The 19,867-nt window shown below is 71.8% G+C and carries 16 protein-coding genes; 1 reads left to right on the top strand and 15 read right to left on the bottom strand.

The genetic code is table 11. The features are described from left to right. Positions 1–102 precede the first annotated feature (102 nt). From AC068Z_RS21040 to AC068Z_RS20985, 12 genes are all read right to left on the bottom strand, one after another. On the bottom strand, positions 103–1,590 hold the full coding sequence (locus tag AC068Z_RS21040; RefSeq protein WP_478557447.1) for an MFS transporter: 1,488 nt from the start codon (positions 1,588–1,590) through the stop codon (positions 103–105). A 78-nt stretch (positions 1,591–1,668) separates the two neighbouring features. Next, complete coding sequence (locus tag AC068Z_RS21035) at positions 1,669–2,145, bottom strand: GNAT family N-acetyltransferase (RefSeq protein ID WP_478557445.1); 477 nt, start codon at positions 2,143–2,145, stop codon at positions 1,669–1,671. Continuing rightward, positions 2,142–2,654 (bottom strand): SUKH-4 family immunity protein, encoded by a 513-nt coding sequence (locus AC068Z_RS21030; protein ID WP_478557443.1) that lies wholly within the window; start codon positions 2,652–2,654, stop codon positions 2,142–2,144. Before AC068Z_RS21030 ends, AC068Z_RS21035 begins: the two co-directional genes overlap by 4 nt. 71 nt (positions 2,655–2,725) lie before the next feature. Then, on the bottom strand, positions 2,726–5,038 hold the full coding sequence (locus AC068Z_RS21025; protein WP_478557441.1) for a xanthine dehydrogenase family protein molybdopterin-binding subunit: 2,313 nt from the start codon (positions 5,036–5,038) through the stop codon (positions 2,726–2,728). Continuing rightward, positions 5,035–6,501: a (2Fe-2S)-binding protein gene (locus AC068Z_RS21020; protein ID WP_478557439.1), complete on the bottom strand. Its 1,467-nt coding sequence runs from the start codon at positions 6,499–6,501 to the stop codon at positions 5,035–5,037. The genes AC068Z_RS21025 and AC068Z_RS21020 overlap by 4 nt, the downstream gene beginning before the upstream one ends. Further along, positions 6,498–7,391 (bottom strand): FAD binding domain-containing protein, encoded by an 894-nt coding sequence (locus AC068Z_RS21015; protein ID WP_478557437.1) that lies wholly within the window; start codon positions 7,389–7,391, stop codon positions 6,498–6,500. The genes AC068Z_RS21020 and AC068Z_RS21015 overlap by 4 nt, the downstream gene beginning before the upstream one ends. 225 nt (positions 7,392–7,616) lie before the next feature. Continuing rightward, positions 7,617–9,242, bottom strand: coding sequence for a beta-N-acetylhexosaminidase (locus AC068Z_RS21010; RefSeq protein ID WP_478557435.1), 1,626 nt, complete (start codon positions 9,240–9,242; stop codon positions 7,617–7,619). 4 nt (positions 9,243–9,246) lie between these two features. Further along, the gene (locus AC068Z_RS21005) at positions 9,247–10,092 is read right to left on the bottom strand and encodes a carbohydrate ABC transporter permease (RefSeq protein ID WP_478557433.1); all 846 of its coding nucleotides are present in this window, start codon (positions 10,090–10,092) and stop codon (positions 9,247–9,249) included. Continuing rightward, positions 10,089–10,979, bottom strand: coding sequence for a carbohydrate ABC transporter permease (locus tag AC068Z_RS21000; protein ID WP_478557431.1), 891 nt, complete (start codon positions 10,977–10,979; stop codon positions 10,089–10,091). The genes AC068Z_RS21005 and AC068Z_RS21000 overlap by 4 nt, the downstream gene beginning before the upstream one ends. Further along, a complete protein-coding gene (locus AC068Z_RS20995) occupies positions 10,976–12,268 on the bottom strand; it encodes an extracellular solute-binding protein (RefSeq protein ID WP_478557429.1) in 1,293 nt (430 codons plus the stop codon). The genes AC068Z_RS21000 and AC068Z_RS20995 overlap by 4 nt, the downstream gene beginning before the upstream one ends. A gap of 213 nt (positions 12,269–12,481) precedes the next feature. Further along, positions 12,482–12,772 carry a DUF3039 domain-containing protein gene (locus AC068Z_RS20990; RefSeq protein ID WP_351931262.1) on the bottom strand — a complete coding sequence of 97 codons (291 nt, stop codon included), beginning with the start codon at positions 12,770–12,772 and terminating at the stop codon, positions 12,482–12,484. Positions 12,773–12,802: 30 nt separating this feature from the next. After that, a complete protein-coding gene (locus AC068Z_RS20985; protein WP_478557426.1) occupies positions 12,803–13,375 on the bottom strand; it encodes a YqgE/AlgH family protein in 573 nt (190 codons plus the stop codon). A 252-nt stretch (positions 13,376–13,627) separates the two neighbouring features. On the opposite strand from AC068Z_RS20985, the gene murA reads away from it, so the two are divergent. Then, positions 13,628–14,968 carry a UDP-N-acetylglucosamine 1-carboxyvinyltransferase gene (gene murA, locus AC068Z_RS20980; RefSeq protein WP_478557424.1) on the top strand — a complete coding sequence of 447 codons (1,341 nt, stop codon included), beginning with the start codon at positions 13,628–13,630 and terminating at the stop codon, positions 14,966–14,968. A gap of 104 nt (positions 14,969–15,072) precedes the next feature. On the opposite strand, the gene AC068Z_RS20975 is transcribed toward murA, so the two are convergent. From AC068Z_RS20975 to AC068Z_RS20965, 3 genes are all read right to left on the bottom strand, one after another. Continuing rightward, on the bottom strand, positions 15,073–15,354 hold the full coding sequence (locus AC068Z_RS20975) for an HU family DNA-binding protein (protein ID WP_007382399.1): 282 nt from the start codon (positions 15,352–15,354) through the stop codon (positions 15,073–15,075). A 331-nt stretch (positions 15,355–15,685) separates the two neighbouring features. After that, positions 15,686–17,119 (bottom strand): NAD-dependent malic enzyme, encoded by a 1,434-nt coding sequence (locus tag AC068Z_RS20970; protein WP_478557414.1) that lies wholly within the window; start codon positions 17,117–17,119, stop codon positions 15,686–15,688. Between the two features lie 368 nt (positions 17,120–17,487). Continuing rightward, positions 17,488–19,785: a HelD family protein gene (locus AC068Z_RS20965; protein ID WP_478557412.1), complete on the bottom strand. Its 2,298-nt coding sequence runs from the start codon at positions 19,783–19,785 to the stop codon at positions 17,488–17,490. Positions 19,786–19,867: the final 82 nt, after the last annotated feature.

Genomic DNA, 19,867 nt, shown 5'->3' with positions numbered 1-19,867 from the left:
GGATTACGGCTCACCGCTCACCGTCCACCGACCCGGCTACGACTCACCGCTCACCGTCCACCGACCCGGCTACGGCTCACCGTCCACCGGCCCGGCTACGACTCACCGCTCCCGCAGTCGCGTCGTCACCCACACCCCCGCCAGGGCCACCGCCGCCATCGGCAGGAACACCGCCGCGAAGGCGGCCGGGTGGGAGCCCGAGGTGGTCGTGTGCTGGAGGGTGCCGCCGCCGAGGGTGGCGAAGGCGGCGCCGCCCACGGAGAGGAGGACGACGTTGGAGAGGGCGTCGGAGATCTGGAGGGAGGCGGAGTTGGTGCCGGCCTCCTCCGGGGTGGAGAGCTTCAGGAGGAGGACGCTGGCGGAGGAGATCACCAGGCCCATGCCGAAGCAGCCGAGGGCCCAGGCCACGGCGACCGTCGCGACCGGCACGGAGTCGATCAGCACGCTCGGCGCGGCGGCGATCGCGGCGGCGACCAGCACCATCCCGAAGGTCGTCAGCCGTTCCCGGTACGGCTCAAGGCGCGGCCGGGACTGCACCCAGGAGCCCGCCGCCCAGGTCCCGCCGCCCGCCGCGAGGGAGAACCCGGCCAGCGTCGGCGACAGACCCCGCTGGGTCACCAGCATCAGCGGGACGAAGGACTCGGCCGCGATGAAGGAGCCCGACGCGACTCCGCGCAGCAGGATCACGGACGGCAGACCGCGCGCGGCCCGGTACGTGCCGCGCGGGAGCAGGCCGAGGACGGCGGGCACCAGCAGCGCGGCGCCCAGCACCCCGGGCAGCAGCGACAGCGGGCGCAGATCCTGGGCGGCGTACTGGAGGAGCCCCGCGCCGAGGGAGATCCCCAGGGCGAGCCGGATCCGGCGGCGGTCGAAGGAGGCGGGCGTCCCGGCCACCGGGCCCGAGGCCCGCCTGCCTATCTGCGGCAGCGCGAGCGCCAGCGGGAACACGATGAGCACCGGGACCCCGAGGAACACCCAGCGCCAGCCGAGGTGTTCGGTCACCGCCCCGGACGCGAGCGGCCCGACGATCGACGGCACGACCCAGCTGGCGGCGAACGCGGCCACGATCGCCGGCCGCAACCGCTCCGGATAGGCCCGCCCGATCACGACGTACAGGCCGACGATCACCAGCCCGCCCCCGAGCCCCTGCACGGCCCGCCCGAGCACGAACAGCCACATCGCCGTGGCCGTCCCCGCCAGCAGCAGCCCGGCGGCGAAGGCGCCGATGCCCGCGGTCACCGGTCCGAGCGGCCCGCGCCGGTCCGCCCACTGTCCGGCGAGCACCATCCCGAACAGCGAGGTGGTGAAGAACCCCGAGAAGGCGAAGGCGTACAGGGACACCCCGTCCAGTTCCCGTGCCGCCACCGGCATCGCCGTGCCCACGGCCGTGGCCTCGAAGGCGATCAGCAGCACGACGGAGACGATCCCGATGCTGAGCGCCCGGTACGAACGGCTCAGCACAGTCTCGGCGGACTCGGCGGACTCGGCGGACTCGGGGTCGGCGGACTCGGGGTCGGCGGACTCGGCGGGGGCAGGGGCGGGGTCGGCGGTGGGCGCGACGTCGGTGTCGCGCGGCTCGAGTCCGGTCATGCGTGCGAGTGTAAGGTCCGAACCGCCCCTCTGCCCCTGTCGCGAGTCCCGCCCCGACCGGGACCTTGGTCGTACGACCTAGGCCGGTCCCGCCGTCCGCGCCTGCATCAGGCGGGGGGAGTTCTCGAAGCCCCGGCGGGCGTAGGCCGGTATCGCTCTCGGGGAGGAGTGGACCGTGACGCGCTCCAGGCCGAGGGACGTGGCCGCGGCCAGGGTCCGGTCGATCAGGCGGCCGCCCAGGCCCGTGTCCCTGGCCTCGGGGACGACGTAGACGCACTGCAGGTCGCCGGAGGCGCGGTGCAGTGATCGTGGGGTCGGGACGCGGTGGACGACCGCCAGCCAGGCCATGCCGATGACCACCGAGTCGCGGACCAGGACCGTGCACCGGTGCGAGGCGGAGTTGTCGGCGGCCCAGGCGACGAAGTGGCGTACGAAGTCGGGGCGTTCGATCGTCGTGGGGGTGTCGCCGTTCTCCGCCATCCACCGCCAGCGCAGCTCCGCGACCGCCTCCAGGTCCGACGGCTCGGCGGGGCGGACGACGATGTCCTCGGTCACGGCCGGACCGTGTCCCGGTGCAGCAGCCACAGGGTGAACGCGAGGGTGGAGACGTCGGCGTTCAGCGGGTGCGGTGTGGTGCCCGGTGCCGTCCAGGTCAGCAGCGTGCCCGTCGCGCCGTGCAGGAGGAGGGTGGTGGCCTCGTCGTCCAGGTGACCGAGGACGATCAGCCGGTCCGCGTCCTCGGGGAGGCCGGCCTCGTACGCCTCCGTCAGCGTCGGCAGCACCATGTCCACGTCCATGCGGAACAGGGCGTGCTCCTCCGGCAGCCCCGTCTCGCGCAGGAAGCGCCGGGTCGGCTCATGGGTGAGCGCCGCCGGGAAGTCGACGTCCTCGAAGCGCGCCACTCTGCCGCGGCCGAACTCCTCGGCGAGCATCCTGGGCGGCACTGCGACGGCCAGACCCGACGCCTCCCACTGGACCAGCTCAGGGCCCGCCACCAGCGTCAAGGTCTCGAGCAGGCGCCCGCAGCGCAGCAGTTGATCCGGCCTGGTGATCGTCCCGTTCATGGTGTCCCCCCGTGCGTGTCCCAACACCTCGAAACACTACGCCGCACCACTGACAACGCCCGCTCAGCGGCTCACGTGCCGCCCGTCACAACCGCCGCCTGCGGCCGGATCGGCAGCCGGTTCACCGGCCGGCCCGTCGCCGCCCGTACGGCGGAGGCGATGGCTGCCGGCGAGGCCACCACCGGCGCCGCGCTGACCGCCTTGGCGCCGAACGGAGCGACCACGTCCCGTTCCTCGACCAGCTTCACGATCTTGATGTCCGGGGCGTCCAGGGCCGTCGGCAGGGCGTACCCGGTCAGGTCGGGGTGGCGGATCGCGCCGCGCGCGGTGCGCAGGTTCTCCGTCAGCGCTATGCCGACGCCCTGCGTGACGCCCGCCTCGATCCGCGCCGCCAGCTGCGCCGGGTTGAGCACCCGGCCCACGTCCTGGGCGAGGGCCAGCTCCACCACGCGCACCGAACCGAGTTCGATGTCGACGTCCACGACCGCGCGGATCGCGCAGAACGCCAGGCCCACGAAGGCGTCGCCCTGGCCGGCCTCGTCCAGCGGCTCGGTGGGATGCGGCCGGCACTGGGCCGTCGCCCACAGCTCCTTGCCGTCCATCGCCTCGGTGACGGTGGTCGACAGGACGCCGTCGTACGACGTGATCTTGCCGTCGGTGATCTGGAGCAGCTCGGTGGACATGCCGAACTTGTGCGCCAGCGGCTGGAGCAGCTGGGTGCGGACCATCTTCGCCGCGCGCTCCACCGCGCCGCCGGACACCCAGGTGTGCCGGCCTCGGCAGCCCGCGCCCGCCGGGGGCTGGTCGGTGTCGACCGGGGCCACATGGACCTCGTCGATGCCGAGGGTCTCCTGGACGATCTGGCGGGCCAGCGTGGCGAAGCCCTGTCCGGTCTCCACCGCCGCGCACAGGACCGTGGCGACCCCGCCCTGCACCTTGACGGTCGCCGTGGAGACCTCGTCGGCGCCCTCGGCGCCCAGCATGTGCACCATGCCGAGCCCGTAGCCCACGCCCCGGCGGACCGCGCCCGGTTCACCGGCGCCCTCGGGACCGCCGGGCAGCAGCCACTCGTCCTCGGGGGTGTCCTTGGGCAGCGTCGGCAGCGGGAAGTCCCGTACCGCCTGGAGGAGTTCGGCCACCGGTGCCGGGCAGGTCACGGTCTGGCCGGTGGGCAGGACGTCGCCGGTCGCCATGGCGTTGCGCAGGCGCAGCTCGGCCGGGTCGACGCCGAGCTTCTTCGCCAGCTTGTCCATCTGCGCCTCGTAGGCGGCGGCCACCTGCATGGCGCCCTCGCCCCGGACGTGTCCCGAGGGCGGGTTGTTGGTGCGCACGGCCCAGCCCTCGATGAAGGCGTTCGGCACGACGTAGGGCCCGCAGGCGAAGGACACCGCGGCGGCCAGCGCCTCGGCGGAGGTGTCCGCGTACGCGCCCGCGTCCAGCAGGATCTGCGCCTCGACCTTGACCAACGTGCCCTCGGCGTCCGCGTGGTGGCGGTAGCGGAGCAGCGTCGGGTGGCGGTGGACGTGGCCGAGGAAGGACTCCTCGCGGGTCGCCGTCAGCTTCACCGGGCAGCCGGTCTTCAGGGCCAGCAGACCGAGCGGGAGCTGGAAGCCCTGGTCCTCGCGGTCGGCGGTGGCGCCGGGGACGCCGGTGACGACGATCTTCACGCGGTCCGGGGCGAGGCCGTAGCAGGCGGCGGCGGTGTCGCGGTCGTTGTGCGGGTCGGTGGAGGCCAGGTACAGCTCGACCCCGCCGTCCGGGCGTGGCACCGCGAGCCCGGCCTCGGCGCCGATGGGCGCGGGGTCCTGGCGGCCGATGCGGTACAGGCCCTCGACGACGATCTCGCCGGCCGCGTCGGGGTCGCCGTGGCGCAGCGGGATGTGCCGGATCAGGTTGCCGTCGGGGTGCAGCGGCTCGGCCTCGAAGGCCTGCTCGGGGTCGGTGACCGGGTCGAGCACCTCGTACTCGACGATGACGGCGGCCGCGGCCATCCGCGCGGTGTCGGGGTGGTCGGCGGCGACGGCCGCGATGGGCTCGCCGTGATGCCGTACGACCTCGGAGGCGAACACCGGACGGTCGGCCGTGCCGCGGCCGTGCACCGGGGTGCCGGGGACGTCCTCGTGGGTGACGACGGCGCGCACGCCGGGCATCTCCCGCGCGTGGGTGGTGTCGATGGACACGATGCGGGCGTGCGCGTGCGGGGAGCGCAGCACGGCCGCCCACAGCAGTCCCTCGGCCCACAGGTCGGCCGCGTAGGGGAAGGTGCCCTCGGTCTTGGCGCGGGCGTCGGCGGCCGGCAGGGAGGCGCCGAGGCCGTGCGGGATCGGCTCGGGGGCGGGGGCTGCCTCCGCGGGGGTGGGCGCGGTGGCGGCTTCGTTGCTCACGCCTGGCCTCCGTCCTGTCCGTACGCCTGGTCGTGCGGATCGAGTGCCGAGGGGTGCACCCCGCCGGCTCCCGGGCCCGCCTGGTGCGGGATGCGTGCCTCGTCGGGGTCGGGCTCACCGTCGCCCGCGCTGTGCGCGTCGCGTTCGGCGACGACCTCCTTGACCGCCTCGACGACACCGCGGTAGCCGGAGCAGCGGCACAGGTTGCCGCAGAGCGCCTGGCGGGTCTCCAGCTCGGTCGGGGCGGGGTTGCCCTCCAGCAGGTCGTGCACGGTCATCGCCATGCCCGGCACGCAGAAGCCGCACTGCACGGCCCCGCACCGGGCGAGCGCGCGCTGCACGTCGGAGGGCTGTCCGTCGACGGCGAGGCCCTCGACGGTACGGACCTCGCTGCCGGCGGCGGTCACGGCGGGCACCAGGCAGGAGGCGACGAGCCGTCCGTCGACCTGGACGTTGCAGGCCCCGCACTCGCCCTGCGAGCAGCCGTCCTTGGCGCCCGCGAGGCCGAGCCGCTCGCGCAGCACGTAGAGCAGCGACTCGCCGATCCAGGCGTCGGTCACCGGGCGGTCGACGCCGTTGACCCGCAACACGTAGGAGGCGAGGGGGTGTTCCTCACCGGGCAGCGAGGGCTTGTCGGCGGGCGGCTCCACGGCGCTCTCGGCGCCGCTGTCGGCCTCCTGGGGCCCCTCGTCGGCCCCTTCCGGCTCACGGGCCTCCCCAGCGGCCTCAGAGGCCTCTGGAGCGGCCTCGGGGGCCTCCGCGACGGGCTCCGGCGCGGGCGGCTCCGGTACGGCGGTGTCGGCGTCCGCCGGCAGCTGCGCGTGCGGCGCGCCGTGCTCGGCGGTGCGGTCGGCCTGCGCGGGCGCGTGCTCGGCCTGTTCGGGGGCCGACCGGCTCCACGGCTCGCCGATGGCCTGGGGCGGCTGCTGGGCCGCCCAGGGCGCGGGCGCGCCGCCGGGGAGGGTGGCCGGCGGGGTGCCGCCCCACTGCTCGACCAGCGACGAGGTGGTGAACTCGCCCGATTCGTCGGGAAGGTCGCCACCGGCGACGGGGATCGACCACTGGCCCGTGACGTCGTGGCCCGGCGCGCCCTCGGCGGCCGCGGCATCCTCGAAGTGCCACTGGCCGGTCGCGGCGGGGTTGTAGGTGAACCGGTCGTTCCCGGCCTCCTCGGTCCCCGCGTTCGCGTCGGGCCACTGCACGCCGCCCGCGGGCATCGTCCAGGTGCCGGTGGCGGCCGGGTCGGTGCCCGCGGTGGTGCCGGGCGTGACCGTTATGGGCGGCGGCACATAGCCGTGGCCCGGCGCGGCCAGCGGGCTGTCGGAGGCGGCCAGCAGGGCCTCGACGCCGCCCTCGGGGAGCTTCACGAAGGCGGTGGCGCCGTCGTCGTAGTCGCCCTGGGGCAGCGGATCCCAGCGGCCCCCGCCCTGCGGGGCGCCTTCTCCGTGCTGGTCGTCGGTCACGACAGCGCCCTCCCCAGTGCTCGTCGGGCCAGCGCGGCGACGGTGCGCCGCAAGTGCAGTACGGCGGGCGGGAGCTGCTCCACGGAGCCGTCCTCGCCCGGGGCGGGGTCGGGGATGCAGGCCGCGGCGACGTACTCGCCGAAGGCGGTCAGCGCCTCCGGGACCACGGCGCGGTCGTTGTCCCAGTCGATCAGCTGCGCCACCCACTGCTCGGCGTCCAGCGGCCTGAGCGGCATCGGCGCTATGGCCCCCACGGCACAGCGCACGCCCCGCCGCGCGGGGTCGAGGACGAGCGCCACGGAGGCCAGGGCGCGCCCCGGTCCGGTCCGCCCGGTCGCCTTGAGGAAGACCTGGGGGGCGTGCAGCAGCGGCACGCGCACGTAGCCGATGAGTTCGCCGGGCCGCAGCATCTCCATGCCGGCCAGCAGATGCGACACCGGCATCTCCCGGCGGGCCCCGCCCGGGCCCGCGATGATCAGCGTCGCCTCCAGGGCGGCCAGCACCGGCAGCGCGTCGCCGGTCGGGGCGGCGGTGGCGATGTTGCCGCCCAGGGTGCCGGCGTTGCGGATCTGCGGCGGGCCGGCCGCGCGCGCGGAGGCGGCGAGCGCCGGGATCAGGGCGGCGAAGTCGGGGCGGCCCATGCGCGCGTGCGTGAGCCCGGCGCCGAGCAGCGCGTGGCCGTCCTGGTACTGCCAGCCGCGGATCTCGCTGATCTTGCCGAGGCCGACCAGCGCGGCGGGCCTGAGCTGCCCGGAGTTGACGGCGGCCATCAGATCGGTGCCGCCGGCCACGGGAACGGCGGCCGGCATGGCGGTGAGCGCCGCCACGGCCTCGTCCAGAGTCGTGGGCAGCGTGACGGCCTGCCCCGCCTGCGGTGCGTGCGTGGTCAAACCGGCTGCCCCTTCCCGCTGCCCCACCTGGTCCCACCTGTTGCTGCCGTACGGTACGTGCTGACAGGGCGGACGTGGCAACTCTGGCACATCTTCGCAGGGCCCGAACGCGGGGGTCCGCTAGGAGGCATTCGCCCACTTCACCGGGGAGATAGTCCGTTTTGGTCCGGCATCACCGGTCCGCGCGAATTGCCACTCTTCGGTGACCCTGCCGGGGTTTTTCCATTACCTGTTCGGGGGCGGTCCCTCGATGGGGCGGCCGAGCACTCCGGGTCGGCGCTGCCACGGCAGCGGTCCGGCGGGCGGGCGGTAGCCGACACCCAGGGCGTCGAGGCGGGCGTAATGGGCCGTCATACGGCGCTCGAAGTCGGCGAAGTCCCGTTCCCCGGGGGCCGGAAGGGCGCTCCAGGCCACCTCCGCGAAGGCCGCGAGCCGGGGGAAGGCCTGGTAGTCCACGCGCGCGTGGTCCTCCATCACCTCCGTCCACACATTGGCCTGCGTGCCGAGGACGTGCCGGGCTTCCTCCGAGGTCAGGGCGGGTGGGACGGGCTCGAACCGGTAGACGTCCTCCAGGGTGCGGACGTAGCCGATGGGCACCGGCTCGTCCTCGCCGGGGGCCTGGCGGTGGTCCAAGTACACGTACTGCTCGGGGCACATGACGACGTCGTGTCCCGCGCGCGCGGCGGCGATCCCGCCCTCGTAGCCGCGCCAGGAGGACACGGCGGCGCCCTTGGCGAGGCCGCCCTCCAGGATCTCGTCCCAGCCGATGAGCCTGCGCCCGCGCGCGGACAGCCAGTTGTCGAAGTGCGCGATGAACCAGGCCTGGAGCCCGTCCTCGTCGGCGAGTCCGAGTTCCTTGATGCGCGCCTGGGCGGTGGGCGACTGCCGCCACTGGTCCTTGAGGCATTCGTCACCGCCGACGTGAACGAACTCCGAGGGGAACAGCTCCAGCAGTTCCTCGAACACCCCCTCGTAGAAGCGCAGGGTGTTGTCAGTGGGGGCGAGTACGTTGGCGGAGATTCCCCAGTTGTCCCAGACGGTCAGGGAGGTGGTGTCGATGACGTCGGTGTTGCCGAGTTCCGGGTACGCGGCGATGGCGGCCTGCGAGTGGCCCGGTACGTCGATTTCCGGGACGACGGTGATATGCCGCTCGGCGGCGTAGGCGACGATCTCGCGGATGTCGTCCTGGGTGTAGTAGCCACCGTGCGGCTTCTCCTCCCACAGCGCGGAGGCGCGGTGGCCGAATTTCGTACGCGCCCGCCAGGAGCCGACCTCGGTGAGCCGGGGGTACTTCTTGATCTCGACGCGCCAGCCCTGGTCGTCGGTCAAGTGGAAGTGGAGGACGTTGAGTTTGTGCGCGGCCATCAGGTCCAGGTAGCGCAGGACCTGGTCCTTGGGCAGGAAGTGCCGGGCGACGTCGAGCATGAGTCCGCGCCAGCGGAAGCGGGGGGCGTCCTGGACGTGGATCAGCGGCAACCGCCATTGCCGGCCGGGCAGGGGCGCGCGGCGGTAGGCGTCCGGACCGAGCAGCTGGCGCAGTGTCTGGGCACCCCAGAACAGGCCGGCCGGACCGCCGCCGACCACGTGGGCTCCCCTGGGCGTGACGGCGAGTTGATAGGCCTCCGGGGCGACTCCCCTGGCCACCCCGGGGTCGACGGAAAGGCGGATGACGTCGTCACGTTCCGGGCTCGCGGGAGCCAGCGGCAGGGCGGTGGCGGCGCCCAGCGCGGAGCGCAGCCAGCGCGCCGCCGGTTCCGCCCCCTCCCCCACGGCCAGTCCGGTCCCCGGCCCCAGTTCCCAGGACTCGGTCCCGTGCCGGCGCACGTAGGCGGGCTCAGGAATCACATCCACCACCTCAATCCTTGACCGCTCCGCCCAGCCCGGAGACCAGTCGTCGCTGTACGAGTACGAAGAACACCAGCACCGGAATAGTCATCACCGTCGACGCGGCCATCACACCGCCCCAGTCCGGCTCGTCCGGCTTGTAGAAGACCAGCAGCGCCATCGGCAGTGTCGACTGCGAAGTGTCGCTGATGATGAACGACTTGGCGAACAGGAAGTCGTTCCAGGCCGAGATGAAGGAAAACACGCTCGTGGCCACCAACCCCGGCAGCACGAGCGGGAAAAGGATCTGCCACAGGAATCGCGCACGGCTCGCCCCGTCGAGGTAGGCGGCCTCCTCCAAAGCCTCCGGGACCGCCTTCACGAACCCCCGCAGCATCCAGATCGCGAACGGCAGCGAGAAGGCGATGTGCGGCAGGATCAGCGAGCCCAGCGTGTTCAGTTGTCCGGCGTCCCGCATGAGGAAGAACAAGGGGATCGTGAGGGCTTCCACGGGCACCATCTGGGCCACCAGAAACATGATCAGCAGGGTGGTCCGGAAGCGGAACCGGAATCGCGTCACGGCGGTCGCCGCGAGAAACGCGATCAGCGCCGAGGCGATCACCACCGTGCCCGCCACGACAAGGCTGTTGACGAAATACCGACCGAATTCCTCCTGCTCGAACACCCGCCGGAAGGAGTCCAGCGAGGGCGCCGTCGTCCAGGGCCGGGGCTCGGTCGACTCGATCTCCCCGGCGGGCTTGAAGGCGCCGAGCACCATCCAGTACAGCGGGAAGGCGACGACCGCGGCGATCACCAGGGCGGTCACCTCCGCCGCGAACCGCCACGGACGGGTCACAAGGCCTCGAAGAAGATTCACAGCTCCTCCCCCTGGCGGCGCAGCAGGCGCAGGTACCCGAGCGTCACGGCGAGCAGGATCAGCAGCATCACGACGCCGATCGCCGAGCCGAGGCCGTACTGCGAGGACGCGAACGCCTTCTGGTAGGCGTACACGTTGAGGACCAGGTTCTGGCCCGCGATGCCGCCGCCGTTGGTCATGACGTAGATCTGGGTGAAGACCTTGAAGTCCCAGATGACGGACTGGATGGTGACGACGACCAGGATCGGCCGCAGGATCGGCGCGAGCACGGACCGCCAGATCCGCCACTGCGAGGCGCCGTCCAGCGCGGCGGCCTCCAGCACCTCGCCCGGTACGGCGCGGATGCCGGCGTAGACCGTCACCATCACGAACGGGAAGGAGCACCAGACCACTTCGAGGAGGACGAGGAAGAAGGCGCTGAAGCGGCCGTACGTCCAGGAGTGGTCGCCGAGCCCCAGCACCCGGTTCACCGGCCCGAAGTCCGGGTCGAAGAGGAACAGCCACACCGTCGAGCCGGTGACGGCCGGCGTCGCCCACGCGCCGAGTGCCGCGAGCATCAGCGCGAGCCGTGGCACGGCACGCACCCGCGTGAGCAGCACGGCGAGGGCGCATCCGACGGCGAGCGTCGAGACGACACAGGCCGCAGCGAACACCACGGTCGCCAGCAGCACCTCCCAGAACTGGGAGTCCCCGAACAGCTCGGCGTAGTTCCCGAATCCTTCGAAGGTCGTCGGCTCGCCGCCGCTGACCTGGGCCTGGGTGTAGTGGAACAGGGAGATGAGACCGAGCTGGTAGACGGGGTAGGCGAGCAGACCGCCGAGGACGACGAGAGCGGGGGCGAGATAGAGCCAGGGGGTCCAGGTCGTGCGGTGGGTCACGGAGGTCACCCGGCGGAGCCGAACGCGTCGTTCATCTTCTTCGCCGCGTCACCGGACGCCTCGGCCACCGACTTCTTGCCGCTGACGATCTCCTGGAACATCGTCGGCAGGACGAGCCCCGAGTCGATGGAGGCCCAGGCCGGGGAGGCCGGTACGAACTTGGTGCCCGCTTCCAGCGTCTCCGTGAACGGCTTCACGAACGGCTCCTTCGCCGCGGCCTGCTGCCGTACGTCGGAGAACGTCGGCAGGAAGCCCATCGCGTCGAACATCGACGCCTGCGTCCGCTTCGACGTGAGCCGCTTCATCAGGTCCACCGCGAGCGTGCGGTGCGTCGTGCTCCTCAGTACGCCGATGTTGTTGCCGCCCGCGAAGGCCGGGGCGATCGAACCCGCTTTCAGGCCCGGCAGCGGCACCACCGCGTACTTGCCCTTGACCTTCCCCGCCTCCACCGCCGCGTGGCTGAAGTCGCCGCCGATCGCCATCCCCGCCTTGCCGGAGGCGAACGCGGTCACCGTGTCGTTGCCGCCCATGCCGGCGCAGGTCGCCGCGGGGCAGTTGGCGTCGCCGAAGAGGGACGTGTACGCCTCGATGCCCTTGCGCGCGGCCGGGCTGTCGATGGCGGCGGCGTACGAACCGCCCTTGCCGGTGGCGAGTTCGCCGCCGTTCGCCCACACGAAGGGCATCGCGCCGTAGGTGTAGGCGCCGCCCACGGCGAGGCCGTACAGCTCGGGCTTCTCGGCCCGTATCTCCTTCGCCGTGGAGATCAGCTCGGCCTGCGTTCTCGGCACCTCGAGGCCGAGTTCCTCGAAGACGTCCGTGCGGTAGTACAGCGCGCGCACGCCCACGAAGTACGGGGCGCCGTAGACCTTGCCGTCCACGGTGACCGACTGCCTGGCGGTCGGGTCGGTGTCCGCGGCCTCCTCCCAGGCGCCGAACTCCTCGGTGACGTCGAGGAGTCCGCCGTCCTTCACATAGCCCGCGGTGTCGGTGTTGCCGTACTCGATGACGTCGGGCGCGGACTTGGGGTCGTTGAAGGCGGCCTTGATGCGCTGGGCGCGGGTCTCGACGGGGATGTACTCGACGCTGACCTTCGTGTCCTCGTGGGACTTCTCGAAGGCGGCGAGGACGGAGTCGACGACCTCCTCCTTCGGCTTGTTGCTGACCTCCTGGAAGAGCCAGACCCGCAGGGTGCCGGTCTTCTCGTCCTTGTCGGAAGAGGAGTTGTCGGACGTCTGGGGGGCGCAGGCGGTGGCGGCCATGACAGCGAGGAGTACGGCGAGACGGGCGGGGAGCTTCATGGAGCAATCCTCCGAGCGTTGCAACATACGCAATGACTGTTTTGCTCTGCACAACAACAGTCCGGAGGCTATGGACTACATGAACATGTCCACAAGAGGTCTCAACCAGTTCGTGACACGCGAGGGATCCCGCGGCGGGCAACGCGAAGGCCCTCGGGGCGCACCGGTCAGCGCGCCCCGAGGGCCTTCGAAAGACTCAGACGACGGGCAGGGCTACTTCTTCTTGTCGCCGCCCTTGCCCTTGTCGTCCCCGCCGGAGCCCATGGACTCGTAGATCTCCTTGCACATGGGACACACGGGGTACTTCTTCGGGTCGCGGCCGGGCACCCAGACCTTGCCGCACAGCGCCACGACGGGGGTCCCGTCGAGGGCGCTCGCCATGATCTTGTCCTTCTGGACGTAGTGGGCGAAGCGCTCGTGGTCGCCGTCGCCGTGGGACACCTGCGGCGTCGGCTCTACGAGGGTCCCCGTACCAGTCCCGCGCTCGGGCTCGAGAGTGCTCATAACAACCAAGAGTACTGAAGCTCACAGGGGTCAGTTGAGCGAAGGGTCGTCGGGGTACGTGGCCACCATCGCGAGTTCGTTGCGCTGGCGACGGAGCACCTCCCGCCACAGCCGCTCCGGGGCCGGGGACGACACATCGCCGGGCTCCGACTCCACGACGTACCAGGCGCCCTCCACCAGCTCGTCCTCCAGCTGGCCCGGGCCCCAGCCGGCGTACCCGGCGAAGATCCGCAGCGAGCCGAGGGCCGAGGCGAGCAGTTCGGGCGGGGCCTCCAGATCGACGAGCCCGATCGCGCCGTGCACCCGGCGCCAGCCCAGCGGGGCGCTCTCGCCGCTCGCGCCGCCGGGGATGACGGCCACCCCGAGCGCGGAGTCCAGGGACACCGGGCCGCCCTGGAAGACGACTCCGGGCTCACCGGCGAGGTCGCCCCAGCCCTCCAGGATGTCGCTCACGTCCACCGGGGTCGGACGGTTGAGGACGACGCCGAGCGAGCCCTCCTCGTCGTGGTCGAGAAGGAGCACGACCGCACGGTCGAAGTTCGGGTCCGCCAGGGCGGGCGTTGCCACGAGCAACCGCCCTGTGAGCGAGGACACCTCGGTCATGCCAGACATGATCCCGCATCTTCCCTTCGCGTGGGGAGGCAATCCCGGTAAGGGAGTGAACGCAGCTCAGCACCGGATCGAGCGCCCCCGGCGCACACCCGCCCCGGTGACCCCTCGTGCCCGGCGCGGAACCGTTCGTGTTGTGACACAGCTATGACGTAGCTGGGCCGTACGTGGGCTTACGGAACCGGGGTCGGCGGCGATTACCCTGTTTCCCTCGGCCCCTGCCCCACTCATCGGAACGCGAGATACATGACCGTCAACGACGATGTCCTGCTTGTCCACGGCGGAACCCCGCTGGAGGGCGAGATCCGTGTCCGCGGCGCGAAGAACCTCGTGCCGAAGGCGATGGTCGCCGCCCTGCTGGGCAGTGAGCCAAGTCGACTGCGCAACGTTCCGGACATTCGTGACGTCCGGGTCGTACGTGGACTGCTCCAACTGCACGGTGTGACGGTCCGTCCGGGCGAGGAGCCCGGCGAACTCGTCATGGACCCCTCCCACGTGGAGAGCGCGAATGTCGCTGACATCGATGCCCACGCGGGTTCGAGCCGTATCCCGATCCTGCTGTGCGGTCCGCTGCTGCACCGCCTCGGGCACGCCTTCATCCCCGGCCTCGGCGGCTGCGACATCGGCGGCCGGCCCATCGACTTCCACTTCGAGGTGCTGCGGCAGTTCGGCGCGACCATCGAGAAGCGGGCCGATGGGCAGTACCTGGAGGCTCCGCAGCGGCTGCGCGGCACGAAGATCCGGCTGCCGTACCCGTCCGTCGGCGCCACCGAGCAGGTGCTGCTGACGGCGGTGCTCGCGGAGGGCGTGACGGAACTGTCCAACGCCGCGGTGGAGCCCGAGATCGAGGATCTCATCTGCGTGCTGCAGAAGATGGGCGCCATCATCGCGATGGACACCGACCGGACGATCCGGATCACCGGTGTCGACAAGCTCGGCGGCTACACCCACCGCGCCCTGCCGGACCGGCTGGAGGCCGCCTCGTGGGCGTCCGCGGCGCTCGCGACCGAGGGCAACATCTACGTCCGCGGCGCCCAGCAGCGCTCGATGATGACGTTCCTGAACACCTATCGGAAGGTGGGCGGTGCCTTCGAGATCGACGACGAGGGCATCCGCTTCTGGCACCCCGGCGGCCAGTTGAAGTCCATCGCGCTGGAGACGGACGTCCACCCGGGCTTCCAGACGGACTGGCAGCAGCCGCTCGTGGTGGCGCTGACCCAGGCGACCGGTCTGTCGATCATCCACGAGACGGTGTACGAGTCCCGCCTCGGCTTCACCTCCGCGCTGAACCAGATGGGCGCCCACATCCAGCTCTACCGCGAGTGCCTCGGCGGCTCCGACTGCCGCTTCGGGCAGCGCAACTTCCTGCACTCCGCGGTGGTCTCGGGCCCGACCAGACTCCAGGGCGCCGACCTGGTCATCCCCGACCTGCGCGGCGGCTTCTCCTACCTCATCGCGGCCCTGGCGGCCCAGGGCACGTCCCGCGTCCACGGCATCGACCTCATCAACCGCGGCTACGAGAACTTCATGGAGAAGCTCGTGGAACTCGGCGCGAAGGTCGAACTGCCGGGCAAGGCACTCGGATAGCGCTACGTACGACGATGGGGCGGCCCTCCGGCGAAGGAGGGCCGCCCCATTGCGTTGTCGGGCCTAGAAGGCCTCGTACACCGTCGCGAGGTGTACCGGCAAGGTCACTTGCCCTTGGCGGCTTCCTTGAGCTTGCTGCCCGCGGAGACCTTCACGCTGTAGCCGGCCGGGATCTGGATCGGGTCGCCGGTCTGCGGGTTGCGCGCGGTGCGAGCGGCACGGTGGGTGCGCTCGAAGGTCAGGAAGCCGGGGATGGTGACCTTCTCGTCGCCCTTGGCGACGATCTCGCCGACGGTCTCGGCGAACGCGGCCAGCACGGCGTCGGCGTCCTTGCGGGTCACCTCGGCGCGGTCGGCCAGGGCGGCCACCAGCTCACTGCGGTTCATGTTGTTACTCCCGTGTTCTTCTTGCTGTTGAGGCGTGCCACGCGGCGGAGCCGCATAGTGGGCACAGCGAAGCCGATGCTGCCAGGGTCCTCGGCGGTCCCCGGACCCGGGTCCGTCGTCAGACCCTCGCGCCCAGAGACGCATCCTGCCCCTACCTGCGGCGGGAAAGCCAATCCGGCACCCGTCCGAGTCGTGAGAACACCCTTGGGAGTCACACGAAAAGAGGGCCTGAGCCTGGCCGTCACCATAAACGGCGTTCCCAGGCCCTCGGTTCCACGACGCGCCGCGACAAGGGCTTGCCGTGGCGATCGTCACGTCCTGCGGACGCCGTTCAGACGCCCGAGTTGGCGCCCGTAGCCGCCCCGGCCGCCTTCGCCGCCTCCCGGACCGCACCGGCCACCGCGCCCGCGACCTTGTCGTTGAAGACGCTCGGGATGATGTAGTTCGGGTTCAGCTCGTCCTCGGTCACCACGTCCGCCAGCGCCTTCGCTGCCGCGAGCATCATCTCGGTGTTGACCGTGCGGGACTGGGCGTCCAGCAGGCCGCGGAAGACGCCCGGGAACACCAGCACGTTGTTGATCTGGTTCGGGAAGTCGGAGCGCCCGGTGGCCACGACCGCCGCCGTCTGGCGGGCGATCGCCGGGTCCACCTCGGGGTCGGGGTTCGCGAGCGCGAACACGATGGCGCCGTCCGCCATGGCGGCCACGTCGGTGCCGTCCAGGACGTTCGGGGCCGAGACGCCGATGAAGACGTCCGCGTCGCGCACGGCCTCCTTCAGGGTGCCCGTCAGGCCCTCGGGGTTGGTGTTGTCGGCGATCCAGCGCAGCGGCGAGTCGGGGGCCGCGTCCACCAGGTCCGCGCGCCCGGCGTGCACCACGCCGTGGATGTCGGCGACGACGGCGTTCTTCACACCCGCCGCCAGCAGCAGCTTCAGGATGGCCGTACCGGCCGCGCCGGCGCCGGACATGACGACCCGGATGCCCTCGATGGACTTGCCGGCCACCCGCAGCGCGTTGGTCAGCGCGGCGAGCACCACGATCGCGGTGCCGTGCTGGTCGTCGTGGAAGACGGGGATGTCCAGGGCCTCGCGCAGCCGCGCCTCGATCTCGAAGCAGCGGGGCGCCGAGATGTCCTCGAGGTTGATGCCGGCGAAGCCGGGGGCGATGGCCTTCACGATCTCGACGATCGCGTCGGTGTCCTGGGTGTCCAGGCAGATCGGCCAGGCGTCGATCCCCGCGAACCGCTTGAACAGGGCCGCCTTGCCCTCCATCACCGGCAGCGCGGCCTTGGGGCCGATGTTGCCGAGGCCGAGCACCGCGGAGCCGTCCGTCACGACCGCGACGGAGTTGCGCTTGATGGTGAGGCGGCGGGCGTCCTCGGGGTTCTCGGCGATGGCCATGCAGACCCGGGCCACACCCGGCGTGTAGACCATGGAGAGGTCGTCACGGTTGCGGATGGGATGCTTCGACTGCATCTCGATCTTGCCGCCGAGGTGCATGAGGAACGTACGGTCCGAGACCTTGCCCAGCGTGACGCCCTCGATGCCGCGCAGCTGCTCGACGATCTCGTCGGCGTGCTTGGTGGAGGTCGCCGCGATGGTGACGTCGATGCGCAGCTTCTCGTGGCCGGAGGCGGTGACGTCGAGGCCGGTGACCGAGCCTCCGTGGGACTCGACGGCCGTGGTGAGCTGCGAGACCGCCGTTCCGCTCGCGGGCACCTCCAGCCGGACCGTCATCGAGTAGGAGACGCTGGGCGCCGTTGCCATGGCCGACTTCCTCTGCTTTCACCGTGTCGCGAAGTTGTGCCGTCCGATCGTCGCACCTACCGCTGAGTACGTGGTAGCCGCCCTGGATTGCGGACGTTTTGTTCACCGGGCGGATCACCCGGTGCGTGCGAGTTCGGAAAACATCTTCCACGATACGAGAATCGATCAGCCAGTCATACGACGACAAAGAGGCCCACGTCACACTCGTGACGTGGGCCTCTCGCAGTTCAGTGACACCGACCCGCCATGCTCGCCTCGCGGCAAGTGGTCCCTCTGAGGGACGAAGGTTGGGCCCGGGGGCTTGGATCGGGCCGGTGCCACACCCAGGCTAACAAACCGATCCCGTAAGGCCATTCCCGTACCGGCTGTCAGTCCCGGAGAAGATCCGGCACCCCCGTCGCGTCCGGCTCGTCCCGCTCCCCCGAGACCACCGTCAGCTGCTGGGTGGCGCGGGTGAGGGCGACATAGAGGACACGCAGGCCCGCCGGGGACTCGTCCGCGATCTCCGCCGGGGAGACGACGACGGTGGCGTCGTACTCCAGGCCCTTGGCCTCCAGGCTGCCGAGGGCCACGACCCGGTCGCCGAGTCCGGCGAGCCAGCGGGCGGCCTCCTCGCGGCGCTGCATGGCGACGACGACGCCGATCGTGCCGTCGACGCGGTCGAGCAGCCGGGCCGCCTCCTCGCGGACCGTCTCGGCGAGGGAGTCGCGGACGACGGCGAACCGCGGGCGGACGCCCGTCGAGCGGACCGCGGCCGGAGACTCGGAGCCCGGCATGGCGAGCGCCAGCACCTTCGCGGCCAGCTCGGCGATCTCCGCCGGGTTGCGGTAGTTCACGGTGAGCTGGAAGCGGCGGCGCGGGCGGGTGCCGAGGGCCTCGTCGCGGGCCTCGGCCGCCTCGTCGGGGTCGGACCAGGAGGACTGGGCCGGGTCGCCGACGACTGTCCAGGTGGCGTGCCGGCCGCGGCGGCCGACCATGCGCCACTGCATCGGCGTGAGGTCCTGGGCCTCGTCGACGATGACGTGGGCGTACTCGGTGCGCTCCTGGGCGAGCCGCTCGGCCCGCTCGCGCTGGCTCTCCTCGCGCCCCGGCATCAGCTCCTCCAGACCGGTGAGCAGGTCGAGGGGGTCCAGTTCGCGCTTCTTCTTCGGGCGGGCCGGGGCGCCCAGGATCGCCTGGAGCTCGTCCAGCATCGCGATGTCGTGCACCGAGTGCCCGTCGCGGCGCAGGGAGCGGGCGACCCGGCGGACCTCGCCCGGGTTCAGGACGCGCCGGGCCCAGCGGCCGAGGCGCCTCTCGTCGGACATCGCCGTGAGGACCGTCCGCGGGGTCAGCTCCGGCCACCAGGCGTCGAGGAACTCCAGGAAGGAGTCCTCGCCGGTCACGTCCTCGTCGAAGGAGGAGCGCAGCTCGGCGGCGAGCTCCGGGTCGGTGTGCCGGGCCGCGCCGCCGGACCGCGCCCAGAGGGCGTCCAGGAGGAGCTTGCGGGCGCGCGGGCGCAGCAGGTTCACCGGAGCGGTGCCGCTGAGGGCGGTGCGGCGGATCTCCGCGAGCTGCTCCGCCTCCAGCTCCAGCCGGCGGCCGAAGGCGACGACGCGCAGGCGGGTCGGAGAATCGTTCAGCTCCAGAGCTCCGCGCGCGGCCTTTCTGAGCACCTTGAGCATGCGGTACGAGCCCTTGGCGCGGGCCGTGGCCGGGGAGTCGTACAGGGTGGCCTCGGCGCCGTCGACCAGCGAGCCGATCGCGCGGATGGCGACCTGGCCCTCCTCGCCGAGCGACGGCAGGACACCCTCGGTGTACGCCACCAGCAGCGGGGTCGGGGAGACGATCAGGATGCCGCCCGCGTAGCGGCGCCGGTCCTGGTAGAGCAGGTAGGCGGCGCGATGCAGGGCGACGGCGGTCTTGCCGGTGCCCGGGCCGCCCTCGACGTAGGTCACGGAGGCGGCGGGGGCGCGGATGACCAGGTCCTGCTCGGCCTGGATGGAGGCGACGATGTCCCGCATGGTGTGAGTACGGGCCTGGCCGAGCGCGGCCATCAGGGCGCCGTCGCCGATCACGGGCAGCTCCCGGCCGTCCAGGAAGGCCGTCAGCTCGGGGCGCATCAGGTCGTCCTCGACCCCGAGGACGCGCCGCCCCTTGGAGCGGATGACCCGTCTGCGCACCACCCGGCCGGGGTCGACCGGGGTGGAGCGGTAGAAGGGGGCGGCGGCCGGGGCCCGCCAGTCGATGACCAGGGGGGCGTAGTCGTCGTCGAGGACGCCGATCCGCCCGATGTGCAGGGTCTCGGCGATGTCGGCGGTGTTGTCGCCGCGCACGGCGCCCTCGGCGGGCTCCACCGCGGTGTAGGCGCCGTCGGGCCCCTTCCTGCCGTCCTTGCCGAGCAGCAGGTCGATCCGGCCGAAGAGGAAGTCCTCGTACTCGTTGTTCAGCCGGTTGAGGTGGACGCCCGCCCGGAAGACCTGCGCGTCACGCTCGGCGAGCGCGCCGGGCGTGCCGACCTTGCCGCGCTCGGCCGCGTCACGCATGAGGAACTCGGCCTCGTGGATCTTCTCCTCGAGGCGGTGGTACACCCGGTCCAGGTGTTCCTGTTCGACGCTGATCTCCCGGTCCCGGACGGAGTCCTGGACCGAGCCGACCGCGGTTTCCTGTTGAGCCTGTGCGGCCACCGGGCCCCCTTCTGACGTGCTGGGCAGCCGTCAACCGTACGCGAAGGGGGCCCCTGGAAGCTATGCGTCCGCCATGTGCCGT

It is taken from the genome of Streptomyces sp. NPDC043726 (genome assembly GCF_056436565.1).
The sequence above is the reverse complement of the archived record's forward strand: the minus strand, read 5'-3'. Positions and strand labels throughout refer to the sequence as shown.

Coding starts and splice junctions, on each gene's coding strand:
- AC068Z_RS21040 (WP_478557447.1), bottom strand. CDS start 1,590: ATGACCGGACTCGAGCCGCGCGACACCGACGTCGCGCCCACCGCCGAC.
- AC068Z_RS21030 (WP_478557443.1), bottom strand. CDS start 2,654: ATGAACGGGACGATCACCAGGCCGGATCAACTGCTGCGCTGCGGGCGC.
- AC068Z_RS20995 (WP_478557429.1), bottom strand. CDS start 12,268: ATGAAGCTCCCCGCCCGTCTCGCCGTACTCCTCGCTGTCATGGCCGCC.
- AC068Z_RS20990 (WP_351931262.1), bottom strand. CDS start 12,772: ATGAGCACTCTCGAGCCCGAGCGCGGGACTGGTACGGGGACCCTCGTA.
- AC068Z_RS20985 (WP_478557426.1), bottom strand. CDS start 13,375: ATGACCGAGGTGTCCTCGCTCACAGGGCGGTTGCTCGTGGCAACGCCC.
- murA (WP_478557424.1), top strand. CDS start 13,628: ATGACCGTCAACGACGATGTCCTGCTTGTCCACGGCGGAACCCCGCTG.
- AC068Z_RS20975 (WP_007382399.1), bottom strand. CDS start 15,354: ATGAACCGCAGTGAGCTGGTGGCCGCCCTGGCCGACCGCGCCGAGGTG.
- AC068Z_RS20970 (WP_478557414.1), bottom strand. CDS start 17,119: ATGGCAACGGCGCCCAGCGTCTCCTACTCGATGACGGTCCGGCTGGAG.